Annotated in this window: 12 protein-coding genes; 6 read left to right on the forward strand and 6 right to left on the reverse strand. The window is 48.1% G+C overall.

Annotated elements, in window-relative coordinates:
* Positions 1–35: 35 nt before the first annotated feature.
* Entirely contained in the window at positions 36–1,574 is a 1,539-nt protein-coding gene (locus tag ACNFVB_RS11625; RefSeq protein WP_430737601.1) for a hypothetical protein, read from the reverse strand.
* A 349-nt stretch (positions 1,575–1,923) separates the two neighbouring features.
* On the opposite strand from ACNFVB_RS11625, the gene serB reads away from it, so the two are divergent.
* From serB to hemJ, 6 genes are all read left to right on the forward strand, one after another.
* Positions 1,924–3,114, forward strand: coding sequence for a phosphoserine phosphatase SerB (gene serB, locus ACNFVB_RS11630; protein ID WP_430737602.1), 1,191 nt, complete (start codon positions 1,924–1,926; stop codon positions 3,112–3,114).
* Between the two features lie 308 nt (positions 3,115–3,422).
* Complete coding sequence (locus ACNFVB_RS11635; RefSeq protein ID WP_430737603.1) at positions 3,423–4,379, forward strand: DUF368 domain-containing protein; 957 nt, start codon at positions 3,423–3,425, stop codon at positions 4,377–4,379.
* Between the two features lie 165 nt (positions 4,380–4,544).
* Entirely contained in the window at positions 4,545–4,937 is a 393-nt protein-coding gene (gene aciT / locus ACNFVB_RS11640) for an AciT family ciprofloxacin tolerance protein (protein ID WP_226941226.1), read from the forward strand.
* A gap of 148 nt (positions 4,938–5,085) precedes the next feature.
* Positions 5,086–5,595: an SCP2 sterol-binding domain-containing protein gene (locus ACNFVB_RS11645; RefSeq protein WP_430737604.1), complete on the forward strand. Its 510-nt coding sequence runs from the start codon at positions 5,086–5,088 to the stop codon at positions 5,593–5,595.
* A 226-nt stretch (positions 5,596–5,821) separates the two neighbouring features.
* Positions 5,822–6,970, forward strand: coding sequence for a biotin synthase BioB (gene bioB / locus ACNFVB_RS11650; protein WP_430737605.1), 1,149 nt, complete (start codon positions 5,822–5,824; stop codon positions 6,968–6,970).
* A 128-nt stretch (positions 6,971–7,098) separates the two neighbouring features.
* The gene (gene hemJ, locus ACNFVB_RS11655; RefSeq protein WP_430737606.1) at positions 7,099–7,533 is read left to right on the forward strand and encodes a protoporphyrinogen oxidase HemJ; all 435 of its coding nucleotides are present in this window, start codon (positions 7,099–7,101) and stop codon (positions 7,531–7,533) included.
* 168 nt (positions 7,534–7,701) lie between these two features.
* Here the strand turns inward: hemJ and ACNFVB_RS11660 are convergent, their stop codons facing one another.
* The 5 genes from ACNFVB_RS11660 to ACNFVB_RS11680 all read right to left on the reverse strand — a co-directional run bounded on the left by ACNFVB_RS11660 (position 7,702) and on the right by ACNFVB_RS11680 (position 14,305).
* Positions 7,702–8,478: a hypothetical protein gene (locus ACNFVB_RS11660; protein ID WP_430737607.1), complete on the reverse strand. Its 777-nt coding sequence runs from the start codon at positions 8,476–8,478 to the stop codon at positions 7,702–7,704.
* Positions 8,479–8,698: 220 nt separating this feature from the next.
* Entirely contained in the window at positions 8,699–9,202 is a 504-nt protein-coding gene (locus ACNFVB_RS11665) for a hypothetical protein (protein WP_430737608.1), read from the reverse strand.
* A 78-nt stretch (positions 9,203–9,280) separates the two neighbouring features.
* Positions 9,281–9,997 carry a ribonuclease PH gene (gene rph / locus ACNFVB_RS11670; protein ID WP_100750069.1) on the reverse strand — a complete coding sequence of 239 codons (717 nt, stop codon included), beginning with the start codon at positions 9,995–9,997 and terminating at the stop codon, positions 9,281–9,283.
* Positions 9,998–10,200: 203 nt separating this feature from the next.
* The gene (locus tag ACNFVB_RS11675; protein ID WP_430737609.1) at positions 10,201–11,991 is read right to left on the reverse strand and encodes an AMP-binding protein; all 1,791 of its coding nucleotides are present in this window, start codon (positions 11,989–11,991) and stop codon (positions 10,201–10,203) included.
* A gap of 586 nt (positions 11,992–12,577) precedes the next feature.
* A complete protein-coding gene (locus ACNFVB_RS11680; RefSeq protein ID WP_192995293.1) occupies positions 12,578–14,305 on the reverse strand; it encodes an AMP-binding protein in 1,728 nt (575 codons plus the stop codon).
* Positions 14,306–14,370 lie beyond the last annotated feature (65 nt).

The raw sequence follows: 14,370 nt of genomic DNA on the forward strand, positions 1-14,370 counted from the left end.
CTACATCGGTACAAGACAGCGCTCTTGATGAGCACTTACGAATAAGAAGCCTCTTGATTGTCGACCATCAATACCGCATTACGCACATCCGCCAACCGCTGAATCATCGCATCATTACCTCCCTCAAATATCGCACACTCACGCTCATAGACGGTCGTTGGGCGCATGATGCTCTGTACCTGTACATGGTGGCTGATTTGTTTGAGACCTGCATTGGGCAATAAGATCAGCATTTGCTCTTTTTTGCCGATACCATGCAGCAGATGCATCATGGCTTCACTTTGTGCATCATCACTGACGCCTGCTTTGGCAGGCAGTGCAAAACGCGACAGCTCGATATGCTTATCATGGATGATTTTGTTTAGCATCAAATACAGCTTGCCCAGCATCACGCCTGCCAGCGCCACTTTGGCATGGCTGTTGTCGGCTTTGAGCAGCACACTGGCTCCTTTATCATCAAAACTTGGCTCATTTATCACGCTGACACCGAGCAGTAGCGGCTGTTTTAGTAGCTCAGTCGTCGCTTGGTTGAGCAGCTGTGTGCATAGTGCCAGATATGGTAGGCGCTGGGCGGGCGCTAGACGCTCAAGCATATTAAACTCATCATGAAAGACGATTTGTACCCTGACACTATCAAACGTACGCGTGGCTGATAGGCCCGCGCTGCCATGAGCCGCTTTGCCTATGCTTTGGTTATGGCTTGTTTCTGATGGTTTATTCTCTGTATGATGGGCTGACTCTGCTTTGGACGTCGCATCAACATCGTCCTTTATACCCGCACTTATATCCGTACTTATATCCGAGTCATGCTCGGTATCAGTCCGAGTATCAGCATCTGCAGACGTTGCGCCTTGCTGCCCTCTGATATAGCTATTGACTGCGCCATGAATGTTTAGCTTACGTACCGCAGCGCTGGCATCGGCGGTGGTTGTATTGACAACTGTGCTCTGTGTCACCTCAACGTCTGCGGCGCGGCGGTCGTCCTCATAGCTGCTACGATCATAATCGCGCTCAGAGCCTCGCTGATCGAGCTGTCTAAACTGCTCGCGATGTAGCTCTGAGACATCACGGCTGATGGCGTTGATTTGCTCTTTGGTCGGGCGCGCAAGATAACCATAAATCAGCCATAGCAATAGATGCAGGAGCAGCATGCCAATGACAAACGGCCACTGCATGGCGATAATCTCACCCTTGCTGATATCTTTTAGCGTCAGCGCCACACTACCGATGACCGCATCGCCTTTGGTAGCGATTTGACGGATGGTATCGCCCTGCTGCATCGGTGCGTTGCCCACTGGTACCAAGATATCATCGTTGTTGTCTTTGATCAAAATACGCGTCACGTCCTGCTCACTGGTGTAACGATTGGCGATGACACTGAGGCTGACACGGTCTTTGTTTTCTAGCGACAGCCTCGCTTCATCTATCAGTTGTGCGACCATCTGTTCGCCTTTTAACGCACGACTTTTGCTCAACTGCTGATCAGTACTGATGACCAATAGTAGTGTCTGCAAACAAAAACTAACCAGAAGAATAATGGCAAACAACCCTTGCCGCGGCGCTAAATACGTCATGATATGGTAAACTTTTTTGGATAAATGAAATTAAAAAACGAGACTGTCGCTCATTTTTTGGCTAATTTTAAAAAATCGTCGGTCTTGTCTATTGTGCTTGCTATCATACTTACACACAGCTGTGCTTACATACCGCTATCGCTCTTATCATACAGACCAAGCGGACGCGCTTATCATAGCTACTATAGCACCATAATAAGCCTTATAGCGTTAGCAGTTTTAGAAATTTATGTGGGCAACGCAGCCGTTTTTTGCAGACCATAATACTTTGCGCGCCATCTATAGGCGCTGACCTGTAAAACTGTTATTATTCCTAATCTTATATGAGCATACAAGGGACAATTGAGTCATGCCAAAAAATACCTCTTATTCGTTACCAAAAGACAGCAAAGCATGGCAACAAGCCGTGGATTCTGTTGCATCGCTACTACCCAACAATACGAATTTGCAAGATTTTGACGCATTGCAGTCCCTTCCTGTTTTTGCCCTTATCGTCGTCCTGCCAACTCACGTATCAGCGCTGGACATTCATCAGTATGTACAGTCTTGGGTCGATGAGCAGCCCAACTGGCATTTGGTCACCGTAGCAGAAGACGCCGATGCCAGCTTTGTCAATATCACGGTGTCTGATACCGAGCCTACAGCAGGTGATGCGCAGCGCTTGCCATTTACCCCCGTGCAGGTCTATCGCTATTTGTTGGTGCCTGTGACCGACACCTTGATGCACCCTGCCAAAAAGACGGCAGCCGCCCACATCATCGACGATCAGCTTACCACCCGCTTACGTCACGACTTGACCAAAGCCTATAACAATACAAGCCGTACAGACAGCGGCGAGCAGTTAGATGTGGTCGATTGTCATATCCTGTCCATCGGTCATATGCTGCGTACGCACAAGCTTGCCTGCTTTGATATGGACTCGACGTTGATCGAACAAGAAGTCATCGTCGAGCTGGCCAAAACCGCTGGTATTGGCGAAAAAGTCGAAGCCATCACCGAGGCGGCAATGCGCGGAGAGATCGGTTTTGATGAATCTTTTGCCCAGCGCGTGGCGCTACTCAAAGGCACCTCAACCGATGTCCTCGATGATATCTGCCGCCGTTTGACCTTATCGACAGGCGCGCGCACCACGATCAGTGCACTCAAAGCACTGGGCTATCATACGGTACTGGTATCAGGGGGCTTTACCTATTTTGCCAACTATATCGCCGAGCAGTTAGGTATCGATGAAGTACACGCCAACGCCTTAGATATCGATGAAGGTGAAGTGACCGGTCATGTGCAGCTGCCTATCGTCAATGGTGCCAAAAAAGCCGCCATCGCCGAGCAGACTGCCGAGCGCTTAGGTATTGATATGTCACAAGTGGTCTGTGTCGGTGACGGTGCTAATGACTTACCGATGATGGCCATTGCTGATTTGGGCGTCGCTTACCGCGCCAAACCCATCGTTCAAGCGCGTGCCGACGCTGCCATCAATGTCACAGGACTTGAGGGCGCGCTTTATGCCTTGGGTTATCCAGCGCTCGCCCCGACCAAGTAACGGCAAAACACACTATAGCCAGTCCCCTATAATACTGGCTGGCAAGATACTATGTACTACTGGGTGCCACGTGCTACTGGTATTTACTTTGTGCAGCATCTATCGGCGTAGGCACAGCACGTAAGGAACATAAACACCAGTCGTGCTGTGCCTGTTCTAAAGTAGAGTAGCTATACGCTCAAAAAAGCTAGGTTGATACCTTGTCATCGACCTAGCTTTTATGTTTATCTCGTTGCATTTTTTCTTTATTAGCTTTGTTTCACTCGATATTTTACCCCATCACGTATTTTTGTATAAAGGATGTACCCATGACGGCACCTCAATCACCGCGGCCAAGCGAGTCGTCAGCAGCGGATAACCAACCAAAATCGCTAGCAGCCACTTATATCAAGGGCATGGCGATGGGCGCCGCTGATATTGTCCCTGGTGTCTCTGGCGGCACTATTGCTTTGATTGCCGGCATCTATGAGCGCCTGATCAATGCGCTCGGCAGTATTGGCCCCAGCTTGTGGCAGGTGTTTCGCGCAGAGAGCGGTTTGCGAGGTTTGCTTGCGGTCTGGCGACAAGTCGATGCCACGTTTTTGTTGTTTTTGTTGCTGGGTATTGCCAGTAGTTTTGCCACGTTAGCAGGTATGATCAAGCACCTCTTAGACCATCAACCGCTACTGATTTGGTCGTTCTTTTTTGGTCTGGTCGTCGCCACGGTATTTTTATTACTGACAGAGATTAAACGCTGGAATATCGGCCGCATGCTACTGTTTTTGGTAGGGATTATCAGTGCTGTGGTGATTAGCAGCCTACCAATCATGACCACCACGCCAAGCTTGCCTTATTTGTTTTTTGCAGGGGCAGTGGCTATTTGTGCGATGATATTGCCTGGGGTATCAGGGTCTTTTATTTTGCTGTTATTGGGTGCTTATGACGCTGTGTTAGAAGCGGTCGATACCATGAACCTTAGCATTCTTTTGACCGTAATCGCTGGTATGGCAACAGGGCTGTTGTTATTCACGCGGGCGCTCAAATGGTTACTAGCGCACTATTACCAAGCCACGCTCGCCCTACTGACCGGCTTTATCGCCGGCTCCTTGGTCAAAGTATGGCCGTGGAAGGTCGATGCGTTGGGGGCGCTCGACAGCGACGCCATTTATAACGTCATGCCATGGCAGTATCCGGCAGGCGCGCAGTGGGCGACCACGATAGGGCTAATGCTGCTTGGCGCTGTATTGGTATCCTTGCTCTCGTGGTGGGGTAATCGCCACGCTTAAGGCCGCTTATCGGCTTTGTGATTGGTGCCTAGTATTCTAAAAAACCAAACGTCAACGGTTGTCGCAAAGCCGCCTCTACCCTCTTTAGCTTTACTCAGCAAGCTTTCATAATAGTCGCATTGTTATAAGAAATTCACCTTATCAATAGCGAGATGAATGATGTTAATGACTGTTTTTTCCTTTATCGGTATAGATAGCTTGAGTGGTACGGCACTGTTTGCGTATGGGCTACTGGCAGGTTTGGTGCTGGCGTTGGCGTTTTCATCACAGCGCTGGCTGCTATGGTATCTGTTTGGCGGTATGGCATATTGGCTAGCAGTCGAGGCCGTCCAAAGCCTATTGATCAGTCGCCCGGCTCTGCTAGCGCTATCAGAATGGCACAGCTATGTCATCGCCATGGGTATCAGCTGGTTGCCGCTGGCAGGCTGGGTGCTGTATCGAGCCATACGCTACGATGATGTCAGTCAGTCAGTACAGCAGCAGCGCGAGTTGCAAGCCGCGCGCTATATCGAGCATACGCCAGTGTATGACGACGATTATCAGCCGCGTTTTCATTGATGATGGCTAATGTTACAAGATACTAAACGCTCTCTACTTAACTACTAAAGAATTGAGGGTATTTGATGGTTTATACTCTAACTATATATTTGCCGCAAAAATTCATATAAAGTACGCTATATTTTTTGTCTTATTCTTTAGGAGTTTTATGATGTTTACGCTACCTGTATTAGATATCAAGTCTGACCCGTTAGATGTATTGCTGGCAGTGATTGGCTATCGCCTCTCTATGCTGGCCGATAGTGATAATGAAGACGTACAAAAACTGCTTGCGGATCGTGATGTGACCATCGAGCTTGCCAGCACTGAGTCTGGTATTGCACGCTATTATCGCTTTGACAATGGTCAGTTTAGTCAGCAAAGTGGCCATGCAACAGAAGCCGATTTGACCATTACTTTTAAAGACTCGATGACGGGCGTAAAGCTGCTAACCAAAGGCGATTTGCCAAGCTTTATGACGGCGGTACAAGAAGGCAACTTAAGTATCGAGGGTGACTACAGCTTGATGATGTGGTTCAATAAACTTGCCAAGCACATCGTGCCCGCTATCCCAGAAGAATACAAACCTTATATCCAAAAGGCCAAGCCTTACGCTTATAAAGCGCAGCAGTTTGCCAATCATTGGATCGGCGTTGTCAAGCACAAACTGGGTAAGTAATCACCTATTTGCTAAAGTGTCCTTTATAACTCTATATTCCTTTATAATTCTATAAAGGCTAGACTTATCAAGTCGTTGTCATTGGTGTTTTGATGGTATCGACTATCAGTACGCTTTGGCAGCATTCTGACTTTCTAAAAAGGTTGCGGTATACTATATCGTAGCCTTTTTTATCATATAAAATCACAACCTACTCTCTTCATCGTATTATAAAAGGATTTACCTTATGGCAGGATTGCTTAATATTTCAGAGCCCAGCAGCCAGCAAAACACAAAAGACAACGGCTTGGAGCCTGACTTTTTGACCGACATAAAGACTGAAGCGACGGCGCAGTCTACCTCTCGTAGCAGCTATAGCCGTGATGATATCGCGCGGTTGTTTGACTTGCCATTGATGGACTTGCTGATGCAAGCACAGACTGTGCATCGTCAGCATTTTACAGCCAACGAAGTACAGATTAGCACCTTATTGTCTATCAAAACTGGCAACTGCCCTGAAGACTGTGGCTACTGCTCACAATCAGGCCACCACCGCGACACCACCAAACTGCAGGCAGAAAAACGTATCGAAATCGATAAGGTCATCGCCGCCGCCAGGCGCGCCAAAGCCACGGGTTCGTCGCGCTTTTGTATGGGTGCGGCTTGGAAACACCCAAGCGCCAAAGACATGCCGTATGTGGTCGAGCTGATCAAAGAAGTCAAAGCATTGGGGCTTGAGACCTGCATGACCCTAGGTATGCTAGATGACCAGCAGGCCGCGCAGCTGGCTGATGCAGGGCTTGATTATTACAATCACAACCTAGATACCTCGCGGCGCTACTACGAGCAAGTGGTCAGCACCCGCAGTTATGACGAGCGCCTAGATACTCTCGCTCATGTCCGTAACTCTGGTATCAATGTCTGTAGCGGCAATATCGTGGGGATGGGCGAGAGCCGTGATGACCGTATCGAATGGGTACATGAGCTGCTAAAAATGCCCAAAGCGCCTGAATCTATTCCGGTCAATCTATTGGTGCCCATTCAAGGCACACCGATCGGTGATAAAGTCTTAGCAGAAGGCCAGCTCTCTGTGCTGGAGTGGATACGTACCATTGCGGTGACGCGTATCTGTTGTCCGACCAGCTACGTGCGCTTATCTGCTGGCCGCGAGAGCCTCTCTGATGCCGAGCAAGCTTTGGCCTTTATGGCAGGTGCCAACTCGTTTTTTTATGGTGACAAACTATTGACCACAGGTAACGCCAGTCAATCGAGTGACAATAGACTGATGCGTGAGCTCGGCCTCACTGCTCAGTTTGCCGCCCCTCGTGCGCCAAAGCAGGTGCCTGTGCTGGATGCGATGAGTGGTCATCAATCACAGGTCGTTTTGGCGCAGTAGTCCTTTGTATGCCATTGATTGATAGCTGTGTTGGTGGTCATGTTGGTAGTTGCGCTACTAATGAGCAATATGTGCTAAGCTTGCCGACATGATGGAGCCTACCCGACCAAACAGTAAGAGAGAGGATAATGGCAGATTATTTTAATTGGATCAAAGCAGCGCATATTATTTCTATGGTTTGCTGGTTTGCTGCGATATTTTATTTACCGCGCTTGTTCGTCTATCATGCGATGAGCGAGGACAGCATCAGCCACGAGCGTTTTGCTATCATGGAGCGCAAGCTTTATCGCGGCATCATGACGCCATCAATGATAGCGACATGGGCTTTTGGCTTATGGATGTTAGGACTGGGCTGGGAGGTATACAAAACCCAAGGCTGGCTACATGCCAAGCTACTGCTGGTAGTACTGCTCTCAGCCTACCACGGTGCTTGCGGTTTTTATCGCAAAAAGCTAATCGATAACCCACATTACAAAACCCATAAGTTTTGGCGCTGGTTTAATGAGATACCTGTTTTTGCCTTGATATTTATCGTTATTTTGGTGGTAGTCAAACCGTTTTAAAGACAGCGACACGAGCTAGAGTGATCAAACCAAAACGCCCGTCATCTCTTTAGATAACGGGCGTTTTTTGTAAAGCATGTAAGGTTGCTGTGCCTACGCCGCTTGCCGCTGTGCAAAACTCATCTTCGTCTCGCTGTAGTGTTTTTATCCTGAACCTATTTATCACGCTTAAACACTTGGGCGCATGATTTGATAGACATTGCTCAAATCATACACGCGGTAACGCGCAGGCTCTCGGCGGTTTTCGCCTGCATAGCTGAGAATCAGTGCTTGCTTGGCACGCTCATCGACCCAGCCGACAAACAAGCCGCTATGCTCGACGCCATTGTAGCCGTGATTGATATAATAAAGCCAGTCACCTGCTTCTATTTGACTGCTATGAGCATAAGGCCCTTGGCGGTATGTGCCTTTGTGCACCGTATCGCGCGTCACCCCTGCTCGCTTAAACACCGCATCTAAATAATCCCAGCAGCCGCCTTGAATGATTGTACGCTCATTGAGCGCCATTTTACGCGCTGTACTAATGACTTCACGCGCCGCCATACTGCTTTGGCGCTCTGCGCTACTCAGTATCGGTAAATATTCACTATCGACATTGTCATAGCTACCAGACAAAAACGCTGGCAGCACAGATGGCGCTTGATAGGCGCGCTCAGGATAGCGATATGCTGTGCGCCTCACTGGTGCAGTAACTGCCGTGTCAGCGCGATAGCTATCGGCGCGCTGAATACGAGAGCGCGTACTGATCTTAGCAGAAGGGACGGCTGAATATGATGGGGTATAACGGGCGCTCAGATCTGACTCAGCTGATTTTTGCGCGATAAGCGCACTCATACTATCGGCATGAGAGGATGTCATGCCACCTACAAGTAGCAATAACACGCTACATGACGCTGTAATCGGGAACGATACAGACAGTGACATAGACAATGACAAACGCGACATGACTGACTCCTTGTCAAAGGTACCATTGACAACAAAAAAGCAAAATACCAGTTTTCAGTCTTACTTATAAACCATTTGGGCATAAATCTGCAAGCACTATAGTTCAGTCACTATAAACACGATACCGTGTAACTGGTATGAGCGCATCGATTTTATTTCGAGCTGACTATAGCACCGCTTAGAGAAAGGAAATAAGGCCTAAAAAAGGTAGATAGAAAAACTAAGAGGGAGGCGGGTTGTCATTCATCTTAATATTGACATGGCGTTTGCCAAATGTCTGGCCTTGTAATATCGCTTGGGCGGCTTTGGCCTCTTGTACACTCTCAAAGCCGCTGATCTGGCACTTACAGCTACCATCGACATCCGTAATCTGTAGCTGCTCACCCATCTGTGTGACATTATCACTAGTGATAAGGGTAATGTGTTGACGCTTGCCTTGATGGTCATGCACCAGCTCACCACTACGCACCCACAGCACACCGCTACTGATATTTTTGCTCAAAGCTTGTTTTTGCTGCTGGCGTTTTTTATTAAAAATAAAACTACCAACGATGAGCAAAGCCAGCGCGCCAATAGCAAGGCGCTCAGGCAACAAGCTCATGGCCATCGCGACCGCCACGGCACCCACGAGCAAGGCGGTGCCAAACCAAAACATACCATTGTCAGCCGCTGGCGCTTGATTTTGTAAGGTGATTTTGGCGCCGTCATCGGTCAGCTTGAGCATGTATCGTTACCTATTGCCGAGTATTTACTGCAAAATTAATGCGTTGTTAGAGGACGATAAGACAAAAAAAAACGTCGCTTACCAGCCCAGCGCCGTCTGCTGCATGGTAATGAGCTCTGCAATGCCTTTTTCGGCCAGCGCTAGCATATCGTCTGCTTGGGCACGAGTAAACGGTTTTTCTTCGGCAGTGCCTTGTAGCTCAATGAACTCGCCTTTTTGGGTCATGACGACGTTTAGATCGGTATCACAGCTAGCGTCTTCTTCGTAGTTGAGGTCCAAGTACGCTTTGCCATCTTTCATACCCACAGAGACCGCCGCCACTAGGCCAATCAATGGATCAGCTTTGAGCTTTTTGGTTTTTTGTAGGCTCTCTAACGCATCGATAAGCGCGATGGCCGCTCCTGTGATACTGGCGGTACGCGTACCACCATCCGCTTGGAGTACATCACAATCAAGATAAATGGTGTTTTCACCAAGCTTGCTAAGATCAATCATAGCACGCAGGCTACGACCGATGAGACGCTGAATCTCTTGCGTACGACCTGACTGCTTACCGCGCGCCGCTTCGCGTTGGTTACGGGTGTTGGTCGCGCGTGGCAACATACCGTATTCGGCCGTGATCCACCCTTTACCCTTACCCTTTAGCCAGCGCGGTACACCAGACTCAACACTAGCGGTACACAGGACTTTGGTATCGCCAAAGCTGACTAACACTGAGCCTTCAGCATGCTTGGTATAATGGCGCTCAAAGCTGATCGAGCGAAGTTGGTCAAGCTCACGATTGTCAATACGCATAAAAATTCCTAGTACTTGTTTTAAAGCAGTGTTGTAAAATAAGTGTTGTCAATAAAAGGTTGCACGCGCAAAGCGGCATGAACCACAAACTCTCAGCCAGTCAATGTCTAAGCCGATGCCCGTATGACGATATCCTAACGTGGCAGCGGCGCAATAGCAAGATTCACTCCAGCCATTACGCCGCTGCAAAAAAGACGCTGGTGTTATTCTAGACCTTCCATCTTACGCAATTCTTTACGCAAAATCTTACCGACGTTTGACTTTGGTAATTCATCGACAAACTGTATATGACGCGGACGCTTATAGCCTGTCAGTTGTTTTTTACCAAAATCAAGCAACTCTTGCTCGGTGACCTCGCCTTTTTTGACCACAAACAGCTTAGGCTCTTCGCCGCGCTGCTCATTTGGCACACCAATAGCGCCGCACTCTACCACAGCTGGATGCTCGCTCATGGCTTCTTCGATTTCATTTGGATAGACATTAAACCCTGACACCAAAATCATGTCTTTTTTGCGATCAACGATTTTGATAAAGCCTTTTTCGTCCATGATACCGATGTCGCCTGTTTTTAGGTATCCATTGCTGGTAAAGGTCTCGGCGGTTTCTTTTGGACGGTTTTGATAGCCGATCATCACCTGTGGGCCTTTGACGCAAATCTCGCCGCGATCGCCTAATGCCACTTCGTTTTCGTCCTCATCGATGAGTATCACATCGGTGCTCGAAGCTGGAATACCAATCTTGCCAGTAAACTCAGAGATGGTCATTGGGTTAAAGGCCACCACAGGCGAGGTCTCAGACAGACCATAGCCTTCAACGATAGGCAATCCTGTGATTTTATGCCACTCTTTTGCCACGCTTGGCAACACCGACATCCCGCCGCCGATAGAGGCTTTTAGATTAGAAAAGTCCAAATCGGCAAAGCTTTCTTTGTGTACCAAACCATTAAACAAGGTATTGACCGCTGGGATAAACGAGGGCTTGTATTTGCCCATCTCTTTAATCAAACCATCCAAATCGCGTGGGTTTGGAATCAGCAGCCCTGCATAGCCTTGATACATGCCGTACATACCGCAGACCATAAAGGAGAAGACATGATACAGCGGTAGTGCTGTCAAGATAACATCATTGGCATCGACATCATCATCAAAGGCACTATTCATCAAGGCGCTGATCTGTAGCATATTGGCGACTAGGTTGCCGTGAGAGAGCATGGCACCCTTGGCCACGCCTGTGGTGCCGCCGGTATACTGGAGCAGCGCCACATCGCTGAGGTTCATATCTGGACGCTGGTACTTGCTGGCTGATACAGCGTTTAGCGCCTGTTTAAAGCTCACACTGTCTGGCAAGCTATAGGCTGGAATCATTTTTTTGACATGGCGAGCCACAAGATTGACCACCGCGCCTTTGAGCGTGCCCAGCATATCGCCGATTTTGCACAAGATCACATGCTCGACCTGACCTTTGTCTTCGGCATCTTGATAAGTCTTAGCAAAGTTTTCGACGATAAACAGCGCTTTGGCACCGCTATCATGCAGCTGATGCGATAGCTCGCGGCTGGTATAGAGGGGATTGACATTGACCAGCACCATCCCTGCGCGAATGATACCCAAGGCCACGACAGGATACTGCAAGATATTGGGCATCATCACCCCAACCTTATCACCCTTGACCAGTCCTAGTGACTGCAAGTAGCTGGCGATTTGGCGACTGTACAAATCCAATTGCTTAAAGCTAATAGAAGCACCCATGCAGATATAAGCAGGCTTTTGCCCATAACGACTAAAATTACGCTCAAACACATCAAGTAAAGAGGTATTGTCCTCTGGCATATCGATAGTTGCTGCGATGCCATAACGCTCATAAGCACTCAACCACGGACTGTCGCTGTCTATCGTCGGCATATCGGGAAAGGCATTGTCTTGATATGCCTGCCTAGCGGTATGGCCCGTGGCAGCTTGATCCTTTGTCGTCTCTTTATTGATACTGTCGGTCATAATTTTCCCTAAATGTTGCCGTTAAAAACATAAAATAATCAAAAGCGCGTCATCATTTCTCGCCCTTTAGCGATGCATTGATTAAAAGCAATACATCGATTAAAAGCAGTGCATCGATTCAATGAAAGACATGCCCCAATAAAGCACCCTTATCTATCGCAGCAAATCTGTGGCTACAAAAGCTTATGAATAAAAAAACAAGGCAACACCATTGGGTTTATCATTCATAAGCTTTGCAAGTCACAAAGCCATACCACGTCATCGATAAGTGGCACCATGCCTTAGCCACACGCTAAGGTATAACTTACTGTCATTATGATGGTTTTGCCAAACCGCTCAAGCCAAACCAACAGATATATACAAAAATAGGTCGGTGGGCACTATAGCAGTTTTATGCAAAATTCTCTATCTATGGCGATGATGTTGTACAGACAAAAATAGCAGAAAAGACAAAAAATGATAAAGCAGAAATCAGCGGCCTTATCATTTTTGTGTACGATGACATCTCGAGCAAAACCCACTCAGACTATACAATCATAGCCCTAGTGAGTCATGAATAGCTGATCAGCTCGGCTTAAGCAAGAGCCTAACCGTGGTTTTTTTCTTCAAGCTCTCGCAAGTCTTTGCGTAAGATTTTACCCACGTTTGACTTTGGTAGCTCGTCGATAAACTCCACATAACGCGGACGCTTATAACCCGTTAGATTCTCTTTGCCATACGCGATAACTTCTTCTTCTGTCAAGCTGTCATCACTACGTACCACATAAATCTTTGGCACCTCACCGCTTTTTTCATCATCGATACCGATGACACCGCACTCTAAGATTTTTGGATGGCCTGACATGGCGTCTTCTACTTCGTTTGGATAAACGTTGAAGCCTGACACCAAGATCATGTCTTTTTTGCGATCGACAATCTTAAAGTAGCCTTCTTCATCCATCACACCGATGTCACCGGTACGGAAATAACCATCCGCCGTCATCACCTCGCTCGTGGCATCATCGCGTTTCCAGTATCCTTTCATCACCTGCGGCCCGCGCACACTAATCTCTCCGCGCTCACCAATCTCAACCTCATTACCCGCCTCATCCAAGATGGCCATATCCGTGGCTGGCATTGGCAGACCGATGTTGCCTGAGAACTCACCTGTCCCTTGTGGGTTTGCTGAGGCAACGGGCGAGGTCTCTGATAGACCATAGCCCTGTACAATGATATTGCCCGTGATTTGCTGCCATTTTGCCGCTGTATCCTTTAGCACAGCCATACCGCCGCCCATCGACATCTCAAGCTTGCTATGATCGAGCGCTTTGAACACCTCACTATTGGCAAGCGCATTAAATAAGGTATTTACCGCTGGGAAAAACGCAGGTGGATAATCTTTGTAGGCTTTGATTAAGCTTGCGCCATCGCGTGGGTTGGGTACCAATAGTCCAATACAGCCGCGATAGAGGCCGTACATACCACAAACGGTAAATGAGAAAATATGATATAGCGGCAGTGCCGTCATAATCACTGGCTGCTCATTCATTTTTTCAAACTTATCAAAAGCATCGCCTAAGTACGTGTCACACTGAATCAAGTTGGCAACCAAATTGCCATGCGTGAGCATCGCGCCTTTGGCCACGCCTGTGGTGCCACCGGTATACTGTAGTACCGCGACATCATCCAAACCGATGTCATTGGGGCGCTGATAGCTGGCCGCCGAAAAGCGATTAAGCGCTTTTTTGAATTTGACGCTACCATTGATATGATAGGCTGGCACCATTTTTTTGACATGGCGCACCACCATATTGACGATGAAGCCTTTCAGCGGGCTCATCAAGTCGCCCATCGATGTCACTACCACATGATCGACCATCTCCTTGCCGATATCTTCATAGGTTTTGGCAAAGTTTTCTAATAAAATCAATACCTTGGCATCAGAATCTTCTAATTGATGGGCAAGCTCTTTGGTGGTATAAAGTGGGTTGACGTTGACCAGCGTCAGACCTGCCCGCAGCACGCCCAAGACAGCAACGGGCAACTGCAGGATGTTTGGCATCATTACCGCGACTTTATCGCCTTTTTTTAGGCCGAGGGACTGTAGATAGGCGGCGACCTGCTTACTATAACGGTCTAATTCTTCGTACGAGAGCTTGACATCCATACAGACAAACGCGGTTTTGCCAGCGTGATTGATGAAGTTTTGCTCAAGTATCTCGATCAACGAGGTGTCGGCGGGCGGCATATCGATATCGTACTGCATGCCAAGTTTTTCGTAAGTTTTGACCCATACTTTGTCGTTACGACGAATCAAGTTACCGTGATTTTCCATAATCTTTTCTCTCCTAGTAATAGTACGCTACCGTCCACTCATACAAATCACAGCGTGACAAACAC

This window comes from Psychrobacter sp. VH5 (assembly GCF_050572635.1).
GTDB lineage: Bacteria > Pseudomonadota > Gammaproteobacteria > Pseudomonadales > Moraxellaceae > Psychrobacter > Psychrobacter celer.